This is a genomic window from Bradyrhizobium sp. USDA 4474 (genome assembly GCF_054057515.1).
In genome coordinates this window covers 2,894,696-2,920,699 of record NZ_JBSRZJ010000002.1, presented here as the reverse complement: position 1 = coordinate 2,920,699, position 26,004 = coordinate 2,894,696, and the positions used below count along the sequence as shown (strand labels likewise).

General features: G+C 65.3%; 26 protein-coding genes, 1 tRNA gene and 2 pseudogenes. 19 read left to right on the top strand and 10 right to left on the bottom strand.

Annotation, left to right across the window (positions count from 1 at the left end):
* The first annotated feature begins 144 nt into the window (after nucleotides 1-144).
* Nucleotides 145-1,584, top strand: coding sequence for an MATE family efflux transporter (locus ACVW16_RS15655; protein WP_456737028.1), 1,440 nt, complete (start codon nucleotides 145-147; stop codon nucleotides 1,582-1,584).
* Here the strand turns inward: ACVW16_RS15655 and ACVW16_RS15650 are convergent.
* The 4 genes and pseudogenes from ACVW16_RS15650 to ACVW16_RS15635 all read right to left on the bottom strand — a co-directional run bounded on the left by ACVW16_RS15650 (nucleotide 1,581) and on the right by ACVW16_RS15635 (nucleotide 3,917).
* Nucleotides 1,581-2,009 carry a hypothetical protein gene (locus ACVW16_RS15650; protein ID WP_456700071.1) on the bottom strand — a complete coding sequence of 143 codons (429 nt, stop codon included), beginning with the start codon at nucleotides 2,007-2,009 and terminating at the stop codon, nucleotides 1,581-1,583. The two genes, ACVW16_RS15655 and ACVW16_RS15650, sit on opposite strands and share 4 nt — an antisense overlap.
* A gap of 113 nt (nucleotides 2,010-2,122) precedes the next feature.
* Nucleotides 2,123-2,517 (bottom strand): annotated as a pseudogene (locus ACVW16_RS15645) (SRPBCC family protein).
* 146 nt (nucleotides 2,518-2,663) lie between these two features.
* Nucleotides 2,664-3,023, bottom strand: a complete 360-nt coding sequence (locus ACVW16_RS15640) for a VOC family protein (RefSeq protein WP_456700069.1) — start codon at nucleotides 3,021-3,023, stop codon at nucleotides 2,664-2,666.
* Between the two features lie 54 nt (nucleotides 3,024-3,077).
* Entirely contained in the window at nucleotides 3,078-3,917 is an 840-nt protein-coding gene (locus tag ACVW16_RS15635) for a helix-turn-helix transcriptional regulator (protein WP_456737030.1), read from the bottom strand.
* 317 nt (nucleotides 3,918-4,234) lie between these two features.
* Between ACVW16_RS15635 and ACVW16_RS15630 the strand changes: the two genes are divergently transcribed.
* The 11 genes from ACVW16_RS15630 to ACVW16_RS15580 all read left to right on the top strand — a co-directional run bounded on the left by ACVW16_RS15630 (nucleotide 4,235) and on the right by ACVW16_RS15580 (nucleotide 14,519).
* A tRNA-Gly gene (locus ACVW16_RS15630) sits at nucleotides 4,235-4,308 on the top strand.
* Between the two features lie 170 nt (nucleotides 4,309-4,478).
* Entirely contained in the window at nucleotides 4,479-5,060 is a 582-nt protein-coding gene (locus ACVW16_RS15625; protein ID WP_456700067.1) for a helix-turn-helix domain-containing protein, read from the top strand.
* A gap of 98 nt (nucleotides 5,061-5,158) precedes the next feature.
* Complete coding sequence (locus tag ACVW16_RS15620; RefSeq protein ID WP_456700066.1) at nucleotides 5,159-5,623, top strand: GNAT family N-acetyltransferase; 465 nt, start codon at nucleotides 5,159-5,161, stop codon at nucleotides 5,621-5,623.
* Nucleotides 5,624-5,712: 89 nt separating this feature from the next.
* Nucleotides 5,713-6,771, top strand: coding sequence for a LacI family DNA-binding transcriptional regulator (locus tag ACVW16_RS15615; protein WP_456737031.1), 1,059 nt, complete (start codon nucleotides 5,713-5,715; stop codon nucleotides 6,769-6,771).
* Nucleotides 6,772-6,844: 73 nt separating this feature from the next.
* Entirely contained in the window at nucleotides 6,845-8,302 is a 1,458-nt protein-coding gene (xylB, locus tag ACVW16_RS15610) for a xylulokinase (RefSeq protein WP_456802370.1), read from the top strand.
* Nucleotides 8,299-9,621 carry a xylose isomerase gene (gene xylA / locus ACVW16_RS15605; RefSeq protein ID WP_456700063.1) on the top strand — a complete coding sequence of 441 codons (1,323 nt, stop codon included), beginning with the start codon at nucleotides 8,299-8,301 and terminating at the stop codon, nucleotides 9,619-9,621. The genes xylB and xylA overlap by 4 nt, the downstream gene beginning before the upstream one ends.
* A gap of 12 nt (nucleotides 9,622-9,633) precedes the next feature.
* Entirely contained in the window at nucleotides 9,634-10,398 is a 765-nt protein-coding gene (locus ACVW16_RS15600; protein WP_456700062.1) for an ATP-binding cassette domain-containing protein, read from the top strand.
* Nucleotides 10,398-11,468, top strand: a complete 1,071-nt coding sequence (locus tag ACVW16_RS15595; RefSeq protein ID WP_456737033.1) for an ABC transporter permease — start codon at nucleotides 10,398-10,400, stop codon at nucleotides 11,466-11,468. The genes ACVW16_RS15600 and ACVW16_RS15595 overlap by 1 nt, the downstream gene beginning before the upstream one ends.
* Before the next feature lie 191 nt (nucleotides 11,469-11,659).
* The gene (locus ACVW16_RS15590; protein ID WP_092239524.1) at nucleotides 11,660-12,592 is read left to right on the top strand and encodes a sugar-binding protein; all 933 of its coding nucleotides are present in this window, start codon (nucleotides 11,660-11,662) and stop codon (nucleotides 12,590-12,592) included.
* Between the two features lie 100 nt (nucleotides 12,593-12,692).
* On the top strand, nucleotides 12,693-13,673 hold the full coding sequence (locus tag ACVW16_RS15585; protein ID WP_456738849.1) for an aldo/keto reductase: 981 nt from the start codon (nucleotides 12,693-12,695) through the stop codon (nucleotides 13,671-13,673).
* A 3-nt stretch (nucleotides 13,674-13,676) separates the two neighbouring features.
* A complete protein-coding gene (locus tag ACVW16_RS15580; protein WP_456700059.1) occupies nucleotides 13,677-14,519 on the top strand; it encodes an amidohydrolase family protein in 843 nt (280 codons plus the stop codon).
* Nucleotides 14,520-14,716: 197 nt separating this feature from the next.
* On the opposite strand, the gene ACVW16_RS15575 is transcribed toward ACVW16_RS15580, so the two are convergent.
* The 4 genes from ACVW16_RS15575 to ACVW16_RS15560 form a co-directional block, all read right to left on the bottom strand.
* The gene (locus ACVW16_RS15575; protein ID WP_456737035.1) at nucleotides 14,717-15,082 is read right to left on the bottom strand and encodes a nuclear transport factor 2 family protein; all 366 of its coding nucleotides are present in this window, start codon (nucleotides 15,080-15,082) and stop codon (nucleotides 14,717-14,719) included.
* Nucleotides 15,083-15,279: 197 nt separating this feature from the next.
* Nucleotides 15,280-15,630, bottom strand: coding sequence for a RidA family protein (locus ACVW16_RS15570; protein ID WP_456737036.1), 351 nt, complete (start codon nucleotides 15,628-15,630; stop codon nucleotides 15,280-15,282).
* 97 nt (nucleotides 15,631-15,727) lie between these two features.
* The gene (locus tag ACVW16_RS15565; protein WP_456737037.1) at nucleotides 15,728-15,982 is read right to left on the bottom strand and encodes a hypothetical protein; all 255 of its coding nucleotides are present in this window, start codon (nucleotides 15,980-15,982) and stop codon (nucleotides 15,728-15,730) included.
* Between the two features lie 341 nt (nucleotides 15,983-16,323).
* A complete protein-coding gene (locus ACVW16_RS15560; protein ID WP_456700056.1) occupies nucleotides 16,324-17,994 on the bottom strand; it encodes an FAD-binding dehydrogenase in 1,671 nt (556 codons plus the stop codon).
* A gap of 250 nt (nucleotides 17,995-18,244) precedes the next feature.
* Between ACVW16_RS15560 and ACVW16_RS15555 the strand changes: the two genes are divergently transcribed.
* From ACVW16_RS15555 to ACVW16_RS15535, 5 genes are all read left to right on the top strand, one after another.
* A complete protein-coding gene (locus ACVW16_RS15555; RefSeq protein WP_456700055.1) occupies nucleotides 18,245-18,769 on the top strand; it encodes a hypothetical protein in 525 nt (174 codons plus the stop codon).
* 119 nt (nucleotides 18,770-18,888) lie between these two features.
* Complete coding sequence (locus ACVW16_RS15550) at nucleotides 18,889-19,083, top strand: hypothetical protein (protein ID WP_456700054.1); 195 nt, start codon at nucleotides 18,889-18,891, stop codon at nucleotides 19,081-19,083.
* A gap of 24 nt (nucleotides 19,084-19,107) precedes the next feature.
* Nucleotides 19,108-19,698 (top strand): SCO family protein, encoded by a 591-nt coding sequence (locus tag ACVW16_RS15545; protein WP_456737038.1) that lies wholly within the window; start codon nucleotides 19,108-19,110, stop codon nucleotides 19,696-19,698.
* A gap of 244 nt (nucleotides 19,699-19,942) precedes the next feature.
* On the top strand, nucleotides 19,943-20,878 hold the full coding sequence (locus ACVW16_RS15540; RefSeq protein WP_456705097.1) for a transporter substrate-binding domain-containing protein: 936 nt from the start codon (nucleotides 19,943-19,945) through the stop codon (nucleotides 20,876-20,878).
* A gap of 159 nt (nucleotides 20,879-21,037) precedes the next feature.
* On the top strand, nucleotides 21,038-22,681 hold the full coding sequence (locus ACVW16_RS15535; RefSeq protein WP_456700052.1) for a lysine--tRNA ligase: 1,644 nt from the start codon (nucleotides 21,038-21,040) through the stop codon (nucleotides 22,679-22,681).
* A 70-nt stretch (nucleotides 22,682-22,751) separates the two neighbouring features.
* On the opposite strand, the gene ACVW16_RS15530 is transcribed toward ACVW16_RS15535, so the two are convergent.
* Nucleotides 22,752-23,405, bottom strand: coding sequence for a S24 family peptidase (locus ACVW16_RS15530; RefSeq protein ID WP_456737039.1), 654 nt, complete (start codon nucleotides 23,403-23,405; stop codon nucleotides 22,752-22,754).
* 217 nt (nucleotides 23,406-23,622) lie between these two features.
* Between ACVW16_RS15530 and ACVW16_RS15525 the strand changes: the two genes are divergently transcribed.
* Together ACVW16_RS15525 and ACVW16_RS15520 are read left to right on the top strand one after the other, a co-directional pair.
* Nucleotides 23,623-23,967 carry a DUF952 domain-containing protein gene (locus tag ACVW16_RS15525; RefSeq protein ID WP_456700050.1) on the top strand — a complete coding sequence of 115 codons (345 nt, stop codon included), beginning with the start codon at nucleotides 23,623-23,625 and terminating at the stop codon, nucleotides 23,965-23,967.
* Entirely contained in the window at nucleotides 23,964-25,061 is a 1,098-nt protein-coding gene (locus ACVW16_RS15520) for a quinone-dependent dihydroorotate dehydrogenase (protein ID WP_456700049.1), read from the top strand. Before ACVW16_RS15525 ends, ACVW16_RS15520 begins: the two co-directional genes overlap by 4 nt.
* Before the next feature lie 49 nt (nucleotides 25,062-25,110).
* On the opposite strand, the pseudogene ACVW16_RS15515 reads toward ACVW16_RS15520, so the two are convergent.
* Nucleotides 25,111-25,998 (bottom strand): annotated as a pseudogene (locus ACVW16_RS15515) (MATE family efflux transporter); the annotation flags it as partial.
* Between the last annotated feature and the right edge of the window lie 6 nt (nucleotides 25,999-26,004).

The window sequence follows — 26,004 nt, the reverse complement described above, 5'->3', positions numbered from 1 at the left end:
CCGCAGGGCACGCCTGCACCTGACGCAGGAGGAATCGGCAGCCAGCGTGCTAACAGTGACGTATCGCGCCTCTCGCGCGAGCAAATTGATTGGCGCACCCATGCATTGCCGCGCCGCGAATGGCGCCTGTACCCGGGAGAGGAAATGACTGAGATCGCCGAGATCCCGGTCGATGTGCAGGAACGTCCGCTGCCGCGGCCACCGCGCCCTGCGCGGAGTGCGCTGACCGACGGGCCGATCCTGCGCACGCTGCTCTCTCTTGCCTGGCCGAACGTAGTCGCTTTGTCCGCCGGCACCTGCGTGGTGATCGCGGAGACCTCCTATATCGGACGTCTTGGTGTGGAGGCACTGGCTGCGATGGCGCTGGTGTTTCCGACCGTGATCCTGACCATGACCATGTCGGGCGGTGCCATGGGCGGTGCTGTCGCCTCCGCCATCGCACGTGCGCTCGGCGCCGGCGATCGTGAACGGGCCGGGACGCTCGCCGCGCATGCGCTGTTGATCGGCATCAGTTTCGGGCTCGTGTTCATGCTCTCCATGCTGCTCTTCGGGCCGCAGGTGCTCACGATGCTCGGTGGCCGCGGCAATGTGCTGGCGCACGCGATCGCCTACACGCAGGTTTTCTTCGGCGGCGCCGTGCTGCCGTGGCTGCTCAACACCATGGCCGGCGTGCTGCGCGGCACCGGCAACATGAAGCTGCCGTCGCTCCTGATCCTCAACTCCGCGGTCTGGCAGATCGTGCTCGGCGGCTCGCTGGGCCTCGGGCTCGGGCCCTTCCCGCAACTCGGCATGCGCGGGGTCGCGGCGGGCGCGCTGATCGCCTACTCCATGAACATCTGCGTGATGGGCTGGTATCTGTTTTCCGGCCGCGCCCGCGTCGTGCCGAAGCTGCGTGGGTTGCGCATCCAGTGGTCGATGTTCTTCGACATCCTGAAGGTCGGCGCCATCGCCTGCTTCTCGCCGCTGCAATCGGTGCTGACGATCTCGATCTTCACCCACATGCTGGCGAAGTTCGGCACCGCGATCCTCGCCGGTTACGGCATCGGCGCACGGCTCGAATTCCTGCTGACCTCGATCGCATTCTCGTTCGGAATCGCCTCCGTGCCGATGATCGGCATGGCGGTCGGCGCCGGCCGTATCGGCCGCGCGCGGCGCATCGCCTGGATCGCGGGCGCGAGTGCCTTCGTTGCCGTCGGTGCGCCGGCCTGCCTCGTCGCCCTGTTCCCCGATCTCTGGGTCGACATCTTCACCGACAGCCCCACGGTGCGCGCGACCAGTCATCAATATCTGTCGACCGTGGCGCCGTTCTACGCGTTCATCGGCCTTGCCTCGACGATGTACTTCTCGTCGCAAGGTGCGGCCAAGGTCATTGGCCCGGTGCTGGCGCAGACTGCACGGCTGATCTACATCGCGACCTGCGGCTGGTGGCTGTCGACACACGAGGCGACGGCGCAGAACTTCTTCTGGCTCGCCGCGAGCTCGATGGTCGTGCTCGGCCTGCTCTCATCGTCCAGCGTGGTGCTGACCCGCTGGGGGCCGCGCAAAACGAAGCCGGCCGTCCAGCCAGTGCTGGTTGCGGACTAGCGATGCTTGTGGCGGCGATGCCCGCCGCCGGCGACATTGGCGAGCCGCATGATCTGCGGGATCATCGCCATTATGTCGCCGCCGCCGGAGCCACCGAGCATGCCCATGATGTCGCCGCCGCCCGCGGGCGCGTAGCCGCCGTAATTGGGCACACTGAGCCCGCCGCCACCCATCAGGCCACCTAACCCGCCGCCGCCGTTCTCCATCATGCGGCTCATCATCGGGCCCATGGTCTGCATCATCATGGCAAAGCGGCGCTTGCCCATCTTCGCCTTCATCATCTCCAGCATCGGCGCCATCTGGGTCATCATATCCTCGCCGCCGGCAGCGCTGCCGAGGAACTGCGCCTGGGCCGGCGAGCTCGCGACCGAAAACAGCAGCAGCACGGCGGCTGCCTGACAGATCACCTTGTCCGCACCTCTCATGGCATGCTCCTCGCGTGCGTGGCCCCGCCGGGAGAGCGAGGCCGTCAGGACGCACGCGAATATGGTTACGGCCGATGCGGGCGGACCTCTGTGAGATACGTCACGCAGGCGCGCTAGTTCGTGGGAAACGCCTTGTGCATGGCGCTCACCGCCGCTTTCGTCTGCTCCTGCACATAAGCCGCAAGTTCGTTGGGCAGCATGTCGATGATCCAGACCAGGCGGCAATCCGCGTCACTCTCGGCGATCACTTGCACCGAGGCGCTGTAATGCTTCAATCGCTCGCTGTTGATCGCATAGACCAGCCGCCGTCGCGCATCGTCGCAATCGACCAGCACCTCGCGCGCGACCGAGCCGTTGGCGAAAGTGACGATGCGCGTGTCACCGTCGAGCGCGCAAGCCGTGACAAAGCCCGGCACCAGCCGCTGATGCAGCGCGCCGAAATCGCGCACCGCGTCCCAGACGTCGCGGGCCGGGGCGGGGAGGAGATGTCGTTGCGGATGGAGGCCATTGGAAAACTGTCCTTGATTTCGGCAGGTGGTCGCCAAGCCCTGCGTCATTGCGAGCGCAGCGAAGCAATCCAGAAATGTCTCCGTTGAAACAGTCTGGATTGCTTCGTCGCAAGGGCTCCTCGCAATGACGGAGTTCGTGGCCAGCTCACGTACAAACCGCCTCGACATTATTGCCATCAGGATCGATCAAGAACGCCGCGTAGTAAGTCGGGCTATAATCCTTGCGCGGTCCCGCGCCACCATTGTCGTGGCCGCCGCTTTTCAGCCCCTCGCGATGAAATGCCTTCACCGAATCGTGGTCCTTGGCGCGAAACGCGATATGCATGCCGTCGGCCTTGCGGCCCTTGTTCAGATGCAGCCAGAGGGCCGGCTCGCCCTTCGGCCCGAAGCCGGCATAACCGTCGCCGCTCGAGCACAGGACGTAGCCGAGCGGCGCCAGCACCGCCGTGTAGAAACGCGTGGCGGCGTCGAGGTCGGCAACGCGCAGTCCGATATGGTCGTACATGGTCATCTCCATTGCGAAGCGCCGCTCAGGGGCGCGCGATGGAGATGATCCTAGTCAATTGACGGCGAACCGCTCTTGGAGAATCTTGCGCTCGCCCCTTGCGGCCTGCCGGAACCGGGTCGGCGACAGGCCGGCGGCGCGATGGAAGGTGCGGACGAAGTTGGAGAGGTCGCCGAAGCCGACGTCATAGGCGATGTCGGTGACCGCGAGATCGTCGTCACTGAGCAGGCGCGCCGCATGTCGCAGCCGCGAGCGCACCAGATATTGATGCGGGGTGACGCCGAGCACGTTGGAAAACAGCCGCAGGAAATGGAACGGGCTCAAACCTGCGAGGCGCGCGGCCTGCTCAAGGTCGATTCCGGCATGTGAGTTGTCGTCGATCCACAGCGCGGCCTCCACGGCGCGGCGGCGGTCGCGCGCCGTGGGCGCCACCCGCTTGCGCGGCTTGCCCGAAACCATCTCGACAAAGCGCCCGGCGAGGATCTGGCCGACCTCGTCGAGGCCCAAGTCGCTGTTGCCATCTGCCGCCGTCTGGGCGAGTTCGCCCAGCACCATCAACTCGGGCAGCGGCGGCGCCGCGCCGACCTGCCAACACTCGCGTCGTCCGCCGAGGGCATCGACCAGGTCCTCGCTGAAGAAGAAGGAAAGGCAGACGTCGCCACAAACATGCTCGTGCGTGCAGGTGTATTCGTCGCCGGGTGCGCCGACCAGCAGTGACCCCGCCACCAGTTCAAAGAAGCCGGCGCGGCAATGGCAGCCAAAGCTTCCAGAGCGGACATAAGCGATGGAATGACCATCGCGGCATTCGGCAAACGGCTTGTCGGCCGGTCCCGCGTCGCAACGAAACTCGGAGACCGTCATCGACTGTGACGTCAGCAGCGTGGTCGCATCCATCAAAGGTATTTAGGAGGGCGAGCGCGGCGGGGCAACGGGCAGCAGCACCTCGAATAGCGTCTCGCTTTCGATCGGACGGGCGCCCTCGAGCCGCGCCGAAAGCGCCGATGGCCGTGTCGAACATTGCGTAAGCAGGCCGAACACGTGCACGCCCACCGATCGCACGTTCCTCACACCGGCGTGATCATAACACCGCCACAATCCGTCGCGCCTGGATTCTGACCAGGACGTTAACAACTGTCGCGCCCGGCACGCCAAACCGCTTGGCGACGGACACCGTCTCGGCTAATCAGGAGGGGCGCAGGACACGCGCGTAAGCGGGCGTAGTTCAATGGTAGAACGGCAGCTTCCCAAGCTGCATACGAGGGTTCGATTCCCTTCGCCCGCTCCAGACTTCCGCCGCTGCCATTTGCATTCGACTCAGCCGCCAGCCGCTCACGGCCGCGCCGAAATTCCAATATATTAGCCGCCGGCTCCCGGCACGCCCCGTCTCCCCGGCCTAAGCTCTTCCCGTCCGGCGGATGCGGTCCATGTGCCGGGCAATGTTCGGATCGGAAGACCATGGACCAGCAGAAACTCGATCGCGCGATCGGTCGCCGTTTGAAGACGTTGAGAACCCAGGCCGGCATGACCTTGAACGAGCTCGCGAGCCGCTCCGGTGTCAGCCGGGCCATGATCGGTCGGGTCGAGCGGGCGCAGAGCAGCGCCACCGCGGCGCTGCTCAACAAGCTCTGTTCGGCGCTCGATGTCTCGCTCAGCGACGTCGTCGCGCTGTCTGAGAAGCCGCCGGAGCGGTTGACGCGGCTTGCCGACCAGCCGCAATGGCGCGATCCGGATAGCGGCTACCGGCGCCGCCACGCCTCCCCGGTCGATGCGGCGAGCGGCATCGAGATCATCGTCGTCGACCTGCCTGCCGGTGCGCGGGTGCCCTACAGCCCCTGGGGCCGCAACGCCTTCACCCAGCAGCTCTTGATGCTGGAGGGCGCGGTTTGCGTGCATATCGATGCCAAGGCAGTGCGCCTGCGCGACGGTGACTGTCTCGACTTCGACGTGATGCGCGCCGTGATTTTTGAGAACGAAACCAAACAGGATGCCCGCTACGTCATCATCACCAGGCGCGGCACCTCTTACGGGAAAATGTGATGCGCCGATCGCACGGGACGCCACGCATCCAGGATGCCGAAGATATCCTCGCCATCTCCATGCCGGAGCAACTCGCTAGGTAGCTTGGAGGCATGACGATGCTGATTCGCATCGGCGACACCTTCGATCCGCGCGTCGTCGCGCTGCTCGACCACCACGTCGCGGCCGCGCGGGCCCAGACCGCTCCGGGCAGCGCGCATGCGCTCGATCTCGCAGGCCTTCGCGCCAGTGACGTCGCGTTCTGGACCGGCTGGGATGGCGAGGCCCTGGTTGCGACCGGCGCGCTGAAGACGCTGTCGGTGGACCACGGCGAGGTGAAGTCGATGCACACGCTCCAGACTACGCGCCGGCGCGGCTTTGGTGGCCTGATGCTCCGCCACATCATCGCCGAGGCGCGCAGGCGTGGCCTCAAGCGGTTGAGCCTCGAGACCGGCTCGTGGGACTATTTCAAGCCGGCGCACGCGCTCTACCAGGCCCACGGTTTCGTACCGTGCGATCCGTTCGCGGCCTATGTCGAAGACCCCAACAGCCTGTACCTGACACTTGATCTGGCCCACTCGTAGCTGACGCCCGCGCAACCGGGAATCGAAATTCCGGCCCTATCCCTCAAAATGAGTTGCGCACCTCAAAACACCTCTGCTAGCCTTCAGCCATGGCCGAAGACACTGCCTCCGCTGCGCTGACGCTGAAGGACATCGCCCGCGAGGCCGGTGTCAGCCTGGCGACGGTTGATCGTGTCCTGCACAAACGGCCCGGCGTGCGGCCGGATACGGTCCGGCGCGTGCTGGAGACGATCGAGCGGAACGCCTTCCAGCCCCATGTTGCGGCCGCCGAGCTCGCCCGCGGCCGTGCCCGCCGCTTTGCTTTCGTGATGCCGACCGGGGCCAACCCGTTCATGCTGCAGATCCAGGCCTATCTCGGCGAGATGTCCGGCTGGCTCTCCGCGCGCCGCCTGGCCGTCGAGATGGTCATCACCGACGTGTTCGACCCCTCCGTGCTGGCGGCCTCGCTGGAGCAGCTCGTCGGCAGCGACTATGACGGCATCGCCGTCGTCGCGCTCGACCATCCGAGCGTGCGTGCCGCCATCAACGATCTCGTCGACAGCGGCGCCAAGGTCGTGACACTGGTGTCGGACGTGCCGTCCTCGCGTCGTCACCATTATGTCGGCATCGACAACATCGCCGCCGGCCGCACCGCCGGCGCGCTGATCGGCCGCCTTGTCGGCCCGGGACATGGCTCAACTCCGGGCAAGGTCGCCATCATCGCGGGCTCGCAGGGCCTGCGCGACCATGCCGAGCGCATTTTTGGCTTCAACCAGGTGATGGCGTCGGAATTTTCGCACCTCGAGATCCTGCCTCTGCTCGAAGGGCGCGACGAGGACGACCGCTCCGAGCAGCTGATATCCCGGCTGCTCGCCAAGCATCCTGATATCGTCGGCCTCTACAATGTCGGCGCCGGCACGCAAGGCGTGGCCAAGGCCCTGACCGAGGCCGGCCGCGAGAAGCAGATCGTGTTCATCGCCCACGATCTCACGGCGATGACGCGAAAATTGTTGCTGCAGGGCACACTGGACGTCGCGATCTCGCAGAATCCGGGACATGAGGCGCGCGCCGCCGTGCGCGTGCTGCTGTCGCTTGCGCGTCAGGAGCCGATCTTGAGTGAACAGGAGAATATCCGCATCGACATCTTGATGCGGGACAATCTGCCGTAGCGGCAGTCGAAAAGAGGACGGCCCGTGGAACAGGCGACGGAGATCGCCGAGCGGGCCAGCAAGGGAGGACGAATTGGATCTCGGACTGGATATCGGCACGTCCGGTGTGAAGGCGGTGCTCGTGAACGAGGTTGGCGCGGTCGTCGCGACGGCCGCGCGCGAGCTTGCGCTGTCGCATCCGCAGCCGCTGTGGTCCGAGCAGGATCCGGATGCCTGGGTCGAGGCATCGATCGGCGCCATCGACGATCTCGCTGTCACCCATCCGCGTGATGTCGCCGGCGTGCGCGGTATCGGGCTGTCAGGCCAGATGCATGGCGCGACGCTGCTGGGTGCGGATGGACGCCCGCTGCGCTCGGCGATCCTCTGGAACGACGGCCGCTCGCATGGCGAATGCGTCGAGCTCGAGCGCCGCTGCCCGTCGCTGCATGCCATCGCCGGCAATCTGGCGATGCCCGGCTTCACCGCGCCCAAGCTGCTTTGGGTCGCACGGCACGAACCCGATATTTTCAAGCGCGTCACCAAGGTGCTGCTGCCGAAAGCCTATGTGCGCTATCGCCTCACCGGTGAGATGGTCGAGGACATGTCGGACGCCGCCGGAACGCTGTGGCTCGATGTCGGCAGACGCAACTGGTCGGCGGAGCTGCTTCGCGCCACCGGGCTCGACCTGCATCACATGCCGCGCCTGGTCGAAGGCAGTGAGGTGAGCGCGGTGCTTGCTGGCGAATTCGCGCAGCGCTGGGGCATGGCCAAGAACGTGGTCGTTGCCGGCGGCGCCGGCGACAATGCGGCGAGCGCGATCGGACTTGGCGCGATTGCGCCCGGCGATGCCTTCCTCTCGCTTGGCACCTCCGGCGTGATCTTCCGCGTCACCGACAATTTTGCGCCGGCGCCCGAAGCGGCTGTGCACGCCTTCTGCCATGCGCTGCCCGGCCTCTGGCACCAGATGGGTGTGATGCTGTCGGCGGCGGCCTCGCTCGCCTGGCTCGCCGAAGTGATGGAGGTCCCGGCCGCGACGCTGCTGGCGCCGCTGGGCGAGCGCGTTGACGGTCCGAGCCCGGTCAAATTCCTGCCCTATCTCGACGGCGAGCGCACGCCGCACAACGATGCCGCCGCGAGCGGCGCTTTCGTCGGCTTGCGCGGGGCGACCGGCCGCAACCAGATCGTCCAGTCCGTGCTTGAAGGCGTCGCCTTCGCCGCGCGCGACAATCTGGCGGCGCTGAGTGCTGCGGGAGGGGCGATCACCGAGGTTGATCTCGTGGGCGGCGGTTCTCGCTCGCCGCTCTGGGCGCAGATCTGCGCCGACGTGCTCGGTGTTGATGTCCACCGTGTCGAGGAAGGCGAGGTCGGCGCCGCGCTCGGTGCTGCCAGGCTCGGCCGGCTCGCCGCCACCGGCGAAAATCCCGCGCGGGTCTGCTCGCGTCCGCGCCGCCTTGCGACATTCACACCAAACCCATCGCGCACTGCGGCCTATGACGAGACCTATCAGCAGTGGCGCAAGCTCTATCCCGCGCTGAAGGAGTTATCCCTGTGAACACGTTACCAAAATTCTTCGGCGCAGCCGACCCGGTCGCCTACGGCGGCAAGGACGCCAAGAGCCCGCTGGCGTTCCGCTGGTACGACAAGGACCGAATGGTCCACGGCAAGCGGCTCGAGGATCATCTGCGCTTTGCGGTCTGCTACTGGCATTCGTTCTGCTGGCCCGGCGGCGATCCCTTCGGCGGCGAGACGTTCCTGCGCCCGTGGCACCACGGTTCCGACGCCATGGCGATGGCGCGCGCCAAGGCCGACATCGCCTTCGAACTGTTCCGCCTGCTCGACGTGCCCTTCTTCACATTCCATGATGTCGATGCAGCGCCGGAAGGCGCGAGCCTTGCCGAGTCCGTCGCCAACCTCAATGCGATCGGCGATGTCTTCGAGAAGAAGATGGCGTCAGCGAAGGTGCGGCTGCTGTGGGGCACCGCGAACCTGTTCACGCATCGTCGCTACATGGCGGGTGCGGCGACCAATCCCGACCCCGATATCTTCACCTATGCCGCCGGCCAGGTCCGCGCCGCGCTCGAGCTGACGAACCGGCTCGGCGGGCAGAACTATGTGCTGTGGGGCGGCCGCGAAGGCTACGAAACTCTGCTCAACACCGATCTCAAGCGCGAGCTGGACCAGCTTGGCCGTTTCGTCTCCCTCGTGGTCGAGCACAAGCACAAGATCGGCTTCAAGGGGCCGCTCCTGATCGAGCCCAAGCCGAAGGAGCCGACCAAGCATCAATATGATTTCGACGTCGCCACCTGCTACGGCTTCCTGCAGCGTTATGACCTGCTCGACGACGTCAAGCTCAATATCGAGCAGAACCATGCCATCCTCGCCGGCCATTCCTTCCAGCACGAGGTGGCGCTGGCCCAGGCGCTCGGCGTGTTCGGCTCGCTCGACATCAACAGAGGCGACGACCTGCTTGGCTGGGATACCGACCAGTTCGCGATGAACGTGCCGGAGCTGGCGCTGGTGTTTCACGACATGCTGAAGGCGGGCGGCTTCTCCACCGGCGGTCTCAATTTCGACGCCAAGATCAGGCGTCAATCGATCGATCCAGACGATCTCATCCACGCCCATGTCGGTTCGATGGATGCCTGCGCGCGGGCGCTGATTGCCGCGGCCGACATGCTCGACGCCGAGGCGCTGACGAGGCCGCTCGCCGAGCGCTATGCCGGATGGACGAACAGTGAAGGGCAGGCCATCATGGCGGGGAAGCGCTCGCTCGCCGATCTCGCCGATCGTGCGCTCGCCTCCGGCTTCGATCCGCAGCCGCGGTCGGGCCGGCAGGAATATCTGGAATCCGTCGTTAACCGGTACGTCTGAGCGAGGCCGAGCATGACAACCAATCAAGGAGACGGCCAGCCGGTGCTGGAACTGACCGGCATCGGCAAGGAGTTCGGCGCCATCCGCGCGCTTCACGACGTCGATCTGCACGTGCGTCCGGGCGAAGTGGTCGGCCTGATGGGCGATAACGGCGCCGGCAAGTCGACGCTGGTCAAGATCATCGCCGGCAATTTCCGCCCAACCCACGGCGAGATTCGCTTCGACGGCAATGCCGTCCATTTCAGCCGCCCGGTCGATGCCCGCGGGGTGGGCATCGAGGTGGTCTATCAGGACCTCGCGCTCGCCGACAATCTGACGGCAGCAGCCAACGTGTTTCTCGGTCGCGAGCTGAAGCGCAAATTCGGCCCCGTCGCTTTGCTCGATCACAAGGCGATGGCGGCACGTGCGCTGGAATTGTTCGGTGAACTGCGCTCGGAGACGCGGCCGTATGACCTGGTCAAGCAGATGTCCGGCGGCCAGCGCCAGGCGGTCGCGATCGCCCGCACCCGGCTGTCCAACGCCAAGCTCGTGATGATGGACGAACCGACGGCCGCCATCTCCGTACGCCAGGTCGAGCAGGTGCTGGGCCTGATCCACCGTCTGAAGGAGCAGGGTGTCGCCGTCATGCTGATCTCCCACCGCATGCCCGACGTGTTTGCCGTCTGCGACCGCGTCGTCGTCATGCGCCGCGGCGAGAAACGCGCGGACAAGCCGATCCACGAGACATCCCCCGAAGAAGTCACCGCCCTGATCACCGGCGCGAAGGAGGCGGCGTGATGGCCATGCCCCTGGAATCCCCCGTCACGTTCTCCAACGTCGGCAAGACAAGATGGTGGCAGCGCGGCATCTTTGCCTCGCAGACCGGCTACGTCCTGCTGGCGCTCATCGTGCTGATGATCGTGATGCGTTTTGCCAGCCCCTATTTCTTCACCGAAGGCAACATGCAGAACGTGGCGAAGAACTTTTCCTTCATCGCCATCGCCACGCTCGGAATCACGTTCGTCATCATCACCGGCGGCATTGATCTTTCCGTCGGCTCGATGATGTGTTTTTCCGCCATGATCACCTCCATGGTCATGGTCGAGCTGTCGGCACCGGGATCGTCCTTCGTCCATCTGGCCGCCGATGGAAAGACGGTCGTCGCCAATGTGCCCGGATTGATCCTGTTGATTTCGGTGCTCGCAGGTCTGTTCGTCGCGTTCATCGTCGGCCTTTTCAACGGCTTCTGCATTGCGGTGCTCGGGCTGTCGCCCTTCGTCACGACGCTGGGCATGCTCTCGATCGTGCGCGGGCTCGCTTATGTGGTCTCGAATGGCCGCGGCAGCTTTCCGGGCGGGCCGGACGCCGAGACGTTCTACGCCTTGACCTCGGGCGACGTGCTCGGTGTGCCCGCGCCATTCATCTATCTGGTGATACTCGCCGTGCTGATGGCGGTCGTGCTGCATCACACGAGCTTCGGTCGCCACGTCTTCGCGCTCGGCGGCAACGAGAAGGCGGCGGAGTTGACCGGCATCCCGGTCGCGCGCGTGAAGATCGAAGTCTATGTGATCTGCGCGCTTGCCGCCGGCCTGCAAGGCATCATCATCTCGGGCTGGCTGGGATCAGCGCCCGCGAACATGGCGACGTCCTACGAGCTCAACGTCATCGCCGCCGCCGTGATCGGCGGCGCCAATCTCGCCGGCGGCCTCGGCGGTCCGCTGGGCGCCATCGTCGGCTGCGTGCTGCTGGAGGTGATCCGCAACGGCCTCGTGCTCGCGCAGGTCAACTCCTACTGGCAGCAAACGCTGGTCGGTGTGATCATCATCCTTGCCGTGCTGGTCGACCGCATCCGCTCGCGCATGACTTAGGGCATGATCCGGAAAAGTGTGAAGCGGTTTTCCGGAAGGATCATGCTCAAAACAAAGACCTGAAGCGGAATGATGATCAATCCAGATCTCATGGCGCTTCAGGGGGTTACTCCGGAAGGACAACGAAACATCGTCTATCCGCCTGCCGGAGCATCACAAATGGATAGGCATCACAGTGTGGAGGGAAAGCAATGAAGAAGCTGTTGTTGGCCGGCGTGACCATCGCGATGATGGCGACCCCGGCATTTGCCCAGACCTACAAGTTTGCCGTCGTTCCCAAGGCGATGAACAATCCGTTCTTCGACGTGGCGCGTGACGGATGCATGAAGCGAGCCAAGGAGCTCGGCAACGTCGAGTGCATCTACAAGGGGCCGATCGAGCACGAGCCGGCGACCCAGGCGCAGATCATCCAGGACTTCATCACCCAGAAGGTGGATGGGCTCGCGATCTCGGTTGCCGACGTCGCGTCCATGACCAAGTCGATTGAGGCCGCGACCGCGGCCGGCATCCCCGTCATCACGTTCGACGCGGACGCGCCGGGCTCCAAGCGCATCGCCTATATCGGCACCAACAACAAGGACTTCGGCCTCGCACTGGGCAAGCAGTTGCTTCAGCTCCGCCCCGAAGGCGGCAAATATGCCATGGTCTCCGGCGGCCCGGGTGCCAAGAACCTTGCCGAACGTGTCGACGGCGTCCGCGAAGCGCTCAAGGGCTCGAAGTGGGTCGAGGTGCAGGGGTCGCCGACCTTCTGCAACGACGATTCCACGCTTGCGGTCCAGCAGATGACGGATCTACGGACCGCGACCCCGGATCTCGCCGCGATCGTCCCGGTCGGCGGCTGGCCGATGTTCGCCCCTGAGGGTTTCAAGGCGTTCGTCAACAAGAACAAGAAGGACATCGACAGCGGCAAGCTGACGCTCGTCGTTGCCGATACGCTGAAGATGCAGCTCGAGTTGCTGCGCGACGGCTACTCCAACGCGCTCACCGGCCAGCGCCCGTTCGAAATGGGCGAGAAGTCGATGGACACGTTGCTTGCGATCAAGAAGGGGCAGAAGGTTCCGGAAGTGATCTACACCGGTCTCGATCTCGTGACGAAGGATAACGTCGCTCAACTCTTGAAGTAGGCACGTCGAGCGGGAACGTCTGCCAGCCCCGACGTTCCCGCGCTACACTCCCTCTCCTGCCCTGCGGGGGAGGGAGTGCTGCTTTGGGAGGAAGACAGCAATGAAGCGTAACCGGCTTGCTGACGGTCTCGATGTCACTTCGATCGGCCTCGGTTCGGCGCCGCTCGGCGGATTGTTCTCGGCGGTCAGCGATGCGGATGCGGAGGCGACACTCGCGGCCGGCTGGTCTGCGGGCATCCGCTTCTACGATACCGCGCCGCTCTACGGCTTCGGCCTGGCAGAACAACGACTGGGTGCCTTCCTGCGGCAACAGAACCGCGAGTCCTATGCGATCTCGACCAAGGTCGGCCGCCTGCTGCGCGCGCCCGACGCCACGACCGTCGAGGACGAACATTACAAGGGCGCGCCCGCGCTGCGCCCGCAATACGATTTCAGCTATGATGGCGTGATGCGATCGGTGGAGGAGAGCCTCGGCCGCCTCGGGCTCGATCGCGTCGATGTTCTGCTCGTGCATGATCCCGATGATCACTATGAGGCTGCCGTGAGCGGTGCTTTTCGCGCGCTGGTGCGTCTGCGCGACGACGGCACGGTCAAGGCGATCGGTTCCGGCATGAACCAGTGCGAGATGCTGACGCGTTTCGCTGAAGCCGTGCCGGTCGACTGCTTCCTGCTCGCGGGGCGCTACACGCTGCTCGACCAGGGTGCGCTGGACGCGCTGTTTCCCGTTTGCGTTGCCAAGAACATCGGCATCCTGCTCGGCGGCATCTACAACAGCGGTATCCTGGCCAATCCGCGTTCGGGTGCGAAGTTCAACTACGAAGACGCCGACGCGGCGCTCGTTGCGCGCGCGCTCGAGCTCGACCAGCTCTGCCGCAAGCACGGCACCGAGCTGAAGGCCGCCGCGCTGCAGTTCTGCATGGCCCATCCGGCCGTGACGGTGGCCGTCATGGGGGCGCGCAACGCTGCCGAGGTCGCCGACAACATCGCGATGTCCGGGCGCGCGGTGCCGCACGCCTTCTGGCAGGAGCTGCGCGCCAGGAAGCTCGTGGACGCGCGGGCGCCGCTGCCGGACGGAGCGTGAGCCATGTTGATCGACGCCCACCAGCATTTCTGGGATCCCGCGCGCGCCGACTACCCCTGGATGGCGGGGCCCGAGCTCGCGCCGATCCGCCGCGCTTTCACCCCCGCCGATCTCGCGCCGCTGCTGAAGGCCAACGGCATCGATGCGAGCATCTTGGTGCAATGCCGCTCTGCGATCGAGGAGACCGAGGAATTCCTAGGCGTCGCGCATGCCACGCCTTTCGTCATCGGCGTCGTCGGCTGGGCCGACCTGACCGATGCCGCGCTCGGCGACACGCTCGATCGCCTGCGCGCGCTGCCGGGCGGCGCAAAGCTGGTCGGCATTCGTCACCAGGTCCACGACGAGGCCGATCCTGACTGGCTGCTGGGCACCGAGGTCCAGCGCGGATTGGCGGCGCTGTTCAGTCGCGATCTCGCCTACGACTTCCTCGTCCGCACCCGCGAATTGCCCGCCGCGATCGCAACCGCAAAAGCCTTTCCGCAAGCCCGCTTCGTGCTCGACCACGCTGCGAAACCGCCGATCGCCGAGGGCGGCAGCGCCGAATGGACGGAGCGCATCTCGGCGCTGGCGGCCTGCGGCAATGTCTGGTGCAAGGTCTCGGGCCTCGCCACCGAAGCGAAGTGGACCGATTGGGACGCCGAGCGGCTGCTTCCATTCGTCCAGCACGTCGCCAATTGTTTCGGCGAGGATCGCCTGATCTTCGGCTCGGACTGGCCGGTATGTCTGCTGGCGGGCAGCTACGGCGAGATCAAGGGCGCGCTGGACGTGTGCCTGGCGAAGCTCGGGACGCGGGTGCGCGAGAAGGCGTTCGGTGTGAACGCCAAGGCTGCGTATCTGCTGGCTTGATGCCTCTCACCCTCCGCCGGAGGGGGAGGGTGGATAGCGCGCAGCGCGAGCGGAGTGGGGTGGTCTCTCCAAACGGGCGCTGGTCGAGGTGGAGAGAGCGTCACCCCACCCCGTCTCACATTCCGCTTCGCTTCATGTGAGCCGACCCATGGGCGAGCTACGCTCGTCCCGGACCCCTCCAGGGGAGGATAAGGACGTCATGCGCCCGCCGGCACCTGATCCAGAAATCCCGTGATGCTCCTGATCCGCCCGTCCTTCAGCACGGCGAAATCCGTGCCCTTGATCGGACTGTCCGCGCCATCAGGACCGAGGCCCCATGAGAAGCGGACATGGTCGCCGTAACCATTGGGTTCGCCGATCAGGCTGAACTTGAAGTCGGGAAAGCGCTGCTGCACCCCTGATATCAGCGCGTCGATGCCGTCTCTCCCGTCGCCCTTCATCAGCGGATCGACGTAGCTCGCATCTGCCGTCCAGAACTCGCTGAGCAATTCGCGCCGGCGGCCTTGGGCGCGCTCATTCCAGAGATCGATATAGCGGTGGGCGATGGTGACGGGGTTGGTCATGAGACTCTCCTTCGATAGCGCCGTGTCGTTCGGCTGACCCGACTATCGAAGGTTCACGCGCGCCGATCGATTACCTCGGAGGTCAAGCGCATGGTCCGTGAAACGGTTTCCCGACGGGACCATGCGCCAAAAAAACGAGTTGAAGCCAGATGACGTTCTCATCGCGCTTCAGTCGCGCGTGAATTTAGTCCGCGCAATTACTTCGCCGCGGTCACCATGATCTCGACGGTGTACTGCGGCGCCGCCAGCTTGGCTTCGACGGTGGCGCGGGCCGGAGTGTTGCCTGGGGAGACCCAGCTGTCCCACACGGCGTTCATTTCCTGGAACGTCTTCATGTCGGTGATGTAGATCGTGGCGGACAGCAGCTTCGACTTGTCGGTGCCGGCCTTGGCGAGATGGCCGTCGATGGTCTTCAGGATGTCCTGGGTCTGCTTGGTCACGCTTTCGCCGGCCGCGTTGCTGGCGACGACGCCGGCGAGATAGACGGTGTTGCCGTGTACGACGACCTGGCTCATGCGCGGGCCGGTTTCAAAACGCTGAATGCTCATTGGGATCTCCTGGTGGGAATGGCGGCCCTGTCTAGCGCAGCACCTCGTGCGGAGCCACCCCGGCCACGCATGCGTTTCCGGCAACGCATGCGCTGGTTCAAGGAAACCGGTTGAAGAAAGCCCAAATCGTCTCGGCGCCGACGATATCGCTGTTCTGCGGCCCGAGCAGACCGATCCGTTGGCGGCAAAACAGCTCGGCCCGCGTCCGCCTTCCGTGCCATTCATGATCAGCATCGGCAGCGCGCGGGACGGATGGCAGGTTGCCACGCATTCGCCAGTCTGGTTCGTGGATCGCGCTGGCGCCCGCCGTGACCAGGTCGGTCGCGCTGGCGAGCACCAAGCTGGTCGGCAATCTCTATTCCCCGCTCGCGACCTTGCGCGGTTATCTGCTGAGCGGAAATCCGCAAGGCAAGCTCGATCGCATGGAGATGTGGAAGGAGATGGACAAGGCAGCCGCTGCATTCGACGAGCGGGCGGCACAATTCACCAACCCCGAGAACAGGCAAAAATGGGCAGACGCCAAGGCGCTGCTGGCCGAATTTCGCGCGGCCCAGCAGGCGCAGCGGACCAATGATCGGGTCAACAAGCTGTCGCAGGCCGCAACCCGCATCGGCGACGCGGTCGAACTGATCAACACGATCGCGGGACAGGCCAATCTGCTCGCGTCGCCCCCGCAGCCGCGCGCCTCTCCGCTCAGCCCACCGCCTTCGCCGCGGCGCGACCGGCATTGCGGCCGGAGAACAGGCAGCCGCCGAGGAAGGTGCCCTCCAGCGAGCGGTAGCCGTGCACGCCGCCGCCGCCGAAGCCTGCAGCCTCGCCGACTGCGTAGAGTCCGGGGATGATTCGCCCCACGGCGCCGAACACGCGCGAGTCGAGATCGGTCTCGAAGCCGCCCAGCGTCTTGCGGGTGAGGATGTTGAGCTTGACCGCAATCAGCGGCCCCTTCTCCGGATCGAGAATGCGATGCGGTGACGCCGTGCGGATCAGTCTGTCGCCGATATAGCGCCTGGCATTGTGGATGTTCATCACCTGCGCATCCTTGACGTAAGGGTTGGCGATCTCGCGGTCGCGCGACTCGATCTGCATCTTGATGTGGTCGAGCTTGAGCAGATCATTGCCCGCAAGCTGGTTCATCGCAGCGACGAGGTCCTCGAGCTTGTCGCGCACGATGAAATCGGCACCACGGCGCTTGAACGCCTCCACCGGCGCCGGCGCGCCCTTGTTGGTGGCCCGGCGCAAGGTCATGCGCCAGCTTTTTCCCGTGAGGTCAGGATTTTGCTCCGAGCCCGATAGCGCAAACTCCTTCTTGATGATGGCCTGGGTCAGGATGAACCACGAATAATCATAGCCTGACGACATGATGTATTTGAGCTGGCCGAGCGTGTCGGAGCCCGGAAACAAGGGCGCCGGCAGCCGCGTGCCCGTGGCGTCGAACCACATCGAGGACGGGCCGGGCAGAATGCGGATGCCGTGGCGCGGCCAGATCGGTGACCAGTTCCGGATGCCCTCGACATAGTGCCACATGCGGTCGCGGTTGATCAGCCGCGCGCCTGTTTGCTCGGTGATGCCGATCATGCGGCCGTCGACATGCTCGGGGACGCCCGAAATCATGAATTTCGGCGGCGTGCCGAGCCGCTCCGGCCAGTTCGCCCGCACCAAATCATGGTTGCCGCCGATGCCGCCGGACGCCACGATCACGGCCTGCGCCTTCAGCGCAAACTCGCCGACGACAGTGCGCGAGGAGCTCTTGCCACGCTCGACATGATCGGCGGCGAGGATCGCGCCGCTGACGCCGTCCACCGTACCGTTCGTGATCGAGAGCGCATCGACACGGTGGCGGAACTTGAAAATGAGGCGCCCGCTCTTCGCGGCCTCGCGCGCGCGGCGCTCGAAGGGCTCGACGATGCCGGGGCCGGTGCCCCAGGTGACGTGAAAGCGCGGTACCGAATTGCCGTGGCCCATCGCATCGTAGCCGCCGCGCTCGGCCCAGCCGACCACGGGGAAGATGCGATGCCCCATCGCGCGCAGCCAGTCGCGCTTCTCGCCGGCGGCGAACGCCACATAGGCCTCGGCCCATTTGCGCGGCCAGAAATCCTCATCGCGGTCGAAGCCGGCGGTGCCGAGCCAGTCCTGCATCGCCAACTCGAAGGAGTCCCTGATGCCGAGCCGGCGCTGCTCCGGCGAATCAACCAGGAACAATCCGCCGAACGACCAGAACGCCTGGCCGCCGAGCGACTGCTCGCCTTCCTGGTCGACCACGATCACGCGCTTGCCGGCATCCGCAATCTCGGTCGCCGCCACCAGTCCCGATAGTCCTGCGCCGACGACAATGACGTCAGCCTGCTCGCTCGAATCCCCGGGCATGAGTTCCCCCCTGTAGTTGCCCGGAATTGAAGCCAGCTGTCGTAACTGAGATCAAGGGCGTGGCGCGTAAGACCGCGTTAACTTGTTCCACTTCGGGATCACGGCTGGCCGAGTGCAGCGCGGACGCAACACTGGATTTGAATTTGTTTTGAGCGAGCCGGCCTGCCTAGACAAAACCATGGTCTCGACCGACGCTGGGCGCGCATCACCACCCTGACACACAGATTCGAAAACGACTGGGGCGGGGGACATGAAGTTTCTGACTGGGTTGCTTGCGGCGGTTTGCTTGATCGCCTGCATGGGGGCGTCTCACGCGGTCGTTCGGATCGCGGATGACCGCGGCGGCCGGATCGGGACTTACGTCGACAAGTACCAGGACCTCAGGCAATCCGGCGATACCGTCATCATCGACGGTCTCTGCGCCTCGGCCTGCACCATCGTGCTCGGCGCCATCCCGCGCGACCGCATCTGCGTCACCTCGCACGCGACGCTCGGCTTCCACGCCGCCTGGGATTTCGGCAGCAACGGCCGCGCCGTCACCAATCCCGAAGCGACCCAGATGCTCTATGCGATGTATCCCTCGCAGGTGAAGCGCTGGATCACGCAGCGTGGCGGCCTCACGCCGCATATGCTGTTCCTGAGGGGCAGGCAGCTTCAGGCCATGTACAAGCCCTGCTATCTCGACGCGCAGGCCTCCAGCAGCAAGCCCGTTTCGGCCCGGCCTTCGCCGAAATCGGAAGAGCTGGAGTCCGCCCGAGGCCAGCTGCTTCACTGAGCCTATCAGCTTGATGTGATTTTTGGCCCGCCCGCGGCGCTTGTCCGTCGGCGGGCCAAAGCCTATTTGGGAGGCAGGGAACCGGGGCCTTCGCCCCGATCGTTGTCCCGATCGTTGTCATGGCTCAATCACTGCATCCGGCACGCCAGCTACAGGACAATTCGCCCACTGCCGCCCGTACGCCGTCCGTGCTGCTATGGACCGGCGCGGGTGCCGGCGGGCTGATGCTGATCGGCGCGCTCGCGCTCTGGTTCCATTACGGCTCCCAGGTGTTCTTCGAAATGATCAGGACCGGCTTTGCCGCCTGCTTCTGACCCGCGACAGGAAGTTTTCCGCTCATGAGCTCCACTGCCCGTCCGCTGGTGATCGCGACCGCCTTCGCCTCGAGTCTCGTCGTCGGTCTGCTGGTGATGTTCTGGGCCATGGGCGGGGTCAGCAAGGTGGCGCAGCCGGCTGCGATCGGCGGGCCGTTCCAGCTGACCGACCAGAACGGCAAGACCGTCACCGACCAGAACCTCAAGGGCAAGCCAACCCTGATCTTCTTCGGCTACACCCATTGCCCTGACGTGTGCCCGACCTCGCTGTTCGAGATGTCGGAAGTGCTGCGTGCGATGGGCAAGGATGCCGACAAGGTCAACGCCATCTTCATCTCGGTCGATCCCGAGCGCGACACGCCGGCGACCATGAAAGACTACCTATCGAGCTTCGATCCGCATCTCGAAGGCCTGTCCGGCGATCCGGCCGAGACCGCCAAGGTGATCACCTCCTACCGGGTCTATGCCAAGAAGGTCCCGACCAAGGACGGCGACTACACCATGGACCACACCGCGCTGATCTATCTGATGGACCGCGACGGCCGTTTCGTCTCGCCGTTCAATTTGAAGCGGACCCCGGAAGAGGCCGCGGCGGACCTGAAGAAGTATCTCTGAGGGCCGTTCAACGCGCCGCGAATTCCGCTGCAACCTCTCCCGCTTGCGGGGAGGTCGGCGCGGAGCGCCGCGGGTGGGGGCTCTATCCTCTGGGGAAGTCTTTGTTGAGACACCCTCTCCCCGACCCTCCCCCGCAAGCGGGGTAGGGAGCGCACCTTCACCCTGGCCGCATTTCGGCTCGCGTTCCGGGCCGGATGGTCTATAAGGCCTTCCGATCCCGATGAAATTCATTCATTCCCGGCCGATGGCTCCATCGCAACAGGCGAAATCGTCCAAATCTGCCCGTGGCTTGCTGACGGGGCTGACCCTGGCCGCGGGCCTGCTCGCAGGGCTGTCAGGCGCCCGCGCGCAGGCCGACGCCCAGCAGCCCCCCACCGCACCTCAGGCCGCGCCGCAAGTCGCGCCCCAAGCTGCCCCCCAGGCCGTGCCCGGCTTCTGGGACCCGCGGCGCCGCCCGGAGCGGCCGGACCTGTCGCGGCTCAGCGTGATCCGCTTCCTGACCGAGACCGACTACCCGCCGTTCAACTATACCGGCGCCGACGGTAATCCGGCCGGCTTCAATGTCGATCTCGCACGCAGCCTCTGCGAGGAGATCAAAGTGTCCTGCACGGTGCAGATGCGCCGCTTCGAGACGCTGGTCGATGCGCTCACCTCGAACCGCGGTGACGCGATCATTGCCTCGATGGCGGTGAGCCCGCAGCTTCGCGCGCGGGTCGACTTCACCGATCCCTATTACCGCGTGCCGGCGCGTTTCGCCTCGCGCAAGGATGCGGTGATGCCGGAGATCAGACCCGAATATCTCGAGGGGAAGAAGGTCGGCGTCATCGCGGGCTCCGCGCATGAGGCTTATCTGAAAGCGATGTTCACCGACGCCGAATTGCACCCCTATCCCAACGACGAGGCGCTGCGCGCCGCGCTCCGCAAGGGCGAGGTCGATTTCATCTTCGGCGACGCCATCTCGCTGGCGTTCTGGATCAACGGCACCGATTCCGGCGATTGCTGCGCCTTCTCCGGCGGTCCCTTCGTCGAGAGCCGCTTCTTCGGCGAAGGCATCGGCATCGCCGTGCGCAAGGGCAACGACGTGCTGCGCCAGGCCCTGAACTGGGCCCTGTTCCGCGTCTGGGAAAAAGGCCGGTACACCGATCTGTGGCTCAAGTATTTCTCGGTGAGCCCGTTTTAGCTTCTCCTTCGCTGCCTCGTCATCGTCATTGCGACCAGCGCAGCGACGATGCAATCCAGACTGTTTCCGCGGAAAGAGGGCGGAGGCGGCTGCGTCGTCCCGCAATTTTGCATTCTGCCCGGAAATCGCTATTTTCCGCGGCCCGGAGGCCCATTCTGAATGTCCGTTATCGATCCCAACATGACCCCGAGCGATCTGCGTGCGCTCGCCGAGCAATCCAACGCCTGGCCGTTCGAGCAGGCGAAGGCCATTGTCGCGCGGTTGAAGAAGAGTCCGAAGGACGAGGTGCTGTTCGAGACCGGTTACGGTCCCTCCGGCCTGCCGCATATCGGCACGTTCGGCGAGGTCGCGCGCACCTCGATGGTGCGCCATGCCTTCCGCGTGCTGACCGAGGACAAGATCAAGACGCGCTTGCTCGCCTTCTCCGACGACATGGACGGCTTCCGCAAGGTGCCTGACAACGTGCCGAACAGGGATCTCTTGGCGCAATATCTGGGGCGGCCGCTCACTGCGGTCCCCGACCCGTTCTCGAACGAGCATCCCTCGTTTGGCGACGCCAACAATGCGCGCCTGCGTGCCTTCCTGGATCATTTCGGCTTCGACTACGAGTTCGCAAGCTCGACCGTCTATTACAAGTCCGGCCGTTTCGACGCGACCCTGCTGAAGATGCTCGCCGCCTACGACAAGGTGATGGAGATCATCCTGCCGACGCTCGGCCCCGACCGCCGCGCGACCTATTCGCCGTTCCTCCCGATCAGCAAGACCACGGGTGTCGTGCTGCAGGTGCCGATGATCCGCCGCGACGTCGCGGCCGGCACGGTGACCTATGTCGATCCTGACACCAACGAGGAAGTCGAAACGCCTGTGACCGGCGGCAACGTCAAGTGTCAGTGGAAGGCCGACTGGGCGATGCGCTGGGTCGCGCTCGGCGTCGACTACGAGATGGCCGGCAAGGACCTCATCGACTCCGTGAAGCTGTCAGGCGCAATCGCCAGGGCGCTCGGCGGCACGCCGCCCGAGGGCTTCAATTACGAGCTCTTCCTCGACGAGAAGGGCCAGAAGATTTCGAAGTCGAAGGGCAACGGCCTCACCATCGACGAATGGCTGCGCTACGCCTCGCCGGAATCGCTGTCGCTGTTCATGTATCGCGAGCCCAAGGCCGCGAAGCGGCTGTTCTTCGACGTCATCCCGCGCCAGGTCGACGACTACCAGCAGTTCATCGACGGCTTCGCCAGGCAGGATGGCAAGCAGCAGCTCGGCAATCCGGTCTGGCACATCCATGCCGGCCGGCCGCCGCAGGGCGACATGCCCGTCACGTTCCAGCTGCTGCTGACGCTGGTGTCGTCGTCGAACGCGGAGAACGCCGAGACGCTGTGGGGCTTCATCGGCCGCTATCGTCCCGGCGTGAGCCCGCAGACACATCCGAAGCTCGACGCGATGGTCGGCTATGCCATCAACTATTACCGCGACTTCGTCGCGCCGACGAAGCAGTTCCGCGTTCCCACGGAAACCGAGCGCGCCGCGCTGCAGGATCTGCGCGAAGCGCTGTCGCAGCTCCCGGCAGACGCGTCGGCCGAAGACATCCAGAACGTCGTCTACGAGATCGGCCGCCGCGAGCCGTTCCTCGACCAGGTCAAGAAGGGCAAGGACGGCCGTCCCGGCGTCACGCTCGACTGGTTCAACATGCTGTACCAGGTGCTGCTCGGCCAGGAGAAAGGCCCGCGCTTCGGCTCGTTCGTTGCAGTCTATGGCGTGCAGAACGCGGTCAACATGATCGACGGCGCGCTTGCGCGGAGTGCGTGAGCGGGCGTTATCGGAACGCGGCGCCTCCTTACTGTCGTCCTGGCTTTCGCCAGGACGAAGTAGGTTTGTCTCACTGGCTCGCCCACACGATCCTTGCGATCCACGCGATATCGTTCGCCGCCAACGTCCGTTCGGCCTGCGCCGCATCGAGCGATCGCAGTTCCAGCGCCTTCGCCGTGCGCCGCTTCAGCATCGCGACCATCACCTCGCTCGTCTTCGTCCTCACCACCACGCGATCGCCTTTGCGGATTGGCGCGGTTGGCGAGACCAGGATGACAGCGCCATCGGGATAGGCGGGCATCAGGGCATCACCGGAAATCTCCAGCGCAAAGGCGCGGTTGTCCTCGGCGCTCGGCAGCGCGATCTCGCTCCAGCCTTTGCCGGACGGATAGCCCAGTTCGTCGAACGCGCCGCTTGAACTGGCTGGCGCGAGGCCAAGCAGCGGCACCGCGCGGCCATCGCCGGCCTCGTCGTCGATCAGCCTGGCAAAGGTCTCGATCGACGAGTCCGCAGCCGCCAGGGCCTTCGCGATCGATTCGGTCGAGGGCCAGCGCTCGCGGCCATCGCTGGTGACGCGCTTGGATTTGTTGAAGGTGGTGGGGTCGAGCCCGGCCCGCTTGGCGAGGCCTGATGGCGACAGTCCGGCGCGCGCGGCCAATCGGTCCAGCGCGGCCCAGATCCGGTCGTGGGTCAGCATCCTCTGCGCTTTGGCCTGTTTGACCATGGAAGGTCCAGCCCGTCGCAACTCAGGAAAACTATCCTCAAATGAACCGGTTTTCCGTTTTTCGCGCAAGGGGCAGCCCCTCACTCTTGAGTTCGGAGAGGGCCGCCTTTACGGTCGCGCCGGGTTTTAAGACCCGCAAGAGACGAAAAACCCCAGAAGACTCAATGGGCTGACTCAGGTGAGCGGCTCGGCGAGCAAAACAGGGCTCCGGTAAGCGGTGGTCAAGATCTACAAAATCTGTCCGGCCTCGGCCTGGCGCGAGGCGGAACGGCAGGGCGTGTACAGCGGTAGCGCGGACGACGCCCGCGACGGATTCATCCATTTCTCGACGGCTGCCCAGGTTCCGGAGACCCTGCGCAAGCACTATTTCGGCCAGCGCGCGCTGTTCCTGGTCGAGGTCGACGGCGACGCGTGTGGGGCTGAGCTGCGCTGGGAGCGCTCGCGCAACGACGAGCTGTTTCCGCATCTCTACGGCGCGCTCGATCTCGGCGCTGTGCTTGCGGTGATGAACCTCAGCATGCGCTCCGATGGCGGCCACGACACCCCGGAGCTTGCCCCGTGATCCGTGCTTTCGATGCTTTCTCGCTGCCGGTGCTGCGCTGGCTCGATCCGGAGGATGCGCACCGCCTTGCGATCCAGGGGCTGCGCTTCCTGCCGCCGGTAAAGCCGCGGCCGGATGATCCCAAGCTCGCAGTGCGGGCGTTCGGACTCAACTTTCCCAACCCGATCGGCATGGCCGCGGGCTTTGACAAGAGCGCCGAGGTGCCCGATGCCCTGCTGCGGCTCGGCTTCGGCTTTGTCGAGATCGGGTCGGTGACTCCGAAGCCGCAGGCAGGCAATCCGCGGCCGCGGCTGTTTCGCCTGGAGCGCGACGAGGCCGTCATCAACCGCATGGGCTTCAACAATGACGGCGCGGAAGTGGTGCTGCGCCGGCTTGCCGCGCGCGCCGAGAACGGCGGCATCGTCGGCGTCAATGTCGGCGCCAACAAGGATTCGCCTGATCGTGTCGCCGACTATGTCAAGCTGATCGAGACCTTCGCGCCGGTCGCGAGCTATTTCACGGTCAACGTCTCCTCGCCGAACACGCCGGGCCTGCGCAATCTGCAGGAAGGCGCACTGCTCGACGATCTGCTGGGGCACGTGATCGACGCGCGCGAACGTGTCAGGCAGAAGGCCGGCGACACGCCGGTGCTGCTGAAGATTGCCCCCGATCTCAGCCTCGCCCAGCTCGACGATGTCGTGCAGGTTGCGCGCTCGCGCCGGGTCGACGGCATGATCGTTTCGAACACGACCGTCGCGCGGCCGAGCACGCTGCGTGAGGCAATGCGCTCGAAGCAGCAGGGCGGCCTGTCCGGCCGGCCGCTGTTCCGCCTGTCGACGCGCATGGTCGCGGAAACCTATGTGCGCGTCGAGGGCGCGTTCCCTCTGATCGGCGTCGGTGGCGTCGACTCCGGCGGTGCGGCACTGACGAAAATCCGCGCCGGCGCGAGCCTGATCCAGCTTTATTCGTCGCTGGTCTACAAGGGTCTCGGCCTCGTCGACGAGATCAAGCGCGATCTCACCTCGACGCTGCTGCGCACGGGCCGGGACTCGCTGTCCGAAATCGTCGGCGCCGATGCGGCCACCCTCACCGCGGAAGACTGGCCGGGGATGTAGGGGCTCTTCGCGTCCCCGCGCACGCGGGGCGAGGGAGAAGAGAGGCCGCTCATCGGGGCTGCAGCTTCGGAAACGTCGCCCGGTACAGCGCCGGATACCTTGCGCCCTGCAGTCCTCCACGCGCGACGTAGAACCCGACCAGCGCGCACCACAGTCCGGCATTGCCGAGAGATTGCAGCGCCAGCCAGATCCCGAAGAAGATCGCGAGCGAGGCCAGCATCAGGTTGCGCATCTCGCGGGCCCAGGTCGCGCCGACATAGATGCCGTCGAAGCCGAAGGCGAACACGCCGGGGATCGGCGCGAGCACGATGAACGGCAGGAACTCGCGCGCGGCGTGGCGGACGTCCTCGCTCGTGGTCATGAACCTGATGATTTCGGGCCCGAACAGCGCAAACAGCACCGCGACGACGAGGGCAAAGCCGAGGCCCCACAGCAGCACCAGCCGCGTCGAATCCGCAAAGCCTCTCGGATCGCGGGCGCCGAACGTGCGGCCGCAGAGCTGCTGGGCCGCGTTGGCGAGGCCATCGAGGAAGAAGGCGCTGACCAGCAGGAAATTGTTGAGCACCGAGTTCGCCGCCAGCGTCACGTCGCCGGCGCGCGCGCCCTTGGCGGTGAAAAACAGGAACACGGTGATCAGCGCCGCGGTGCGGATCATGATGTCGGAATTGACGGACAATAGCCGCATCAGCTTGGCGCGATCGAACAGCGTCTCGCGGGGAACGGCAAAGCCGCCATGCGCGTAGCGCCGGCAGACGATGACGCCGAGCCCGAAGCCGACGCCCTCCGACAGCAGCGCGGCAATCGCCGCGCCCGCGATGCCGGTGTCATAGACCAGCACCAGCAAAATCGTCGCGGCCATGTTGATGAGGTTGATGACGACCTGGAGCGCCAACGCCGGATTGGCGCGGGCCTGCCCCACCAGCCAGCCGAGGATGACGGGCGA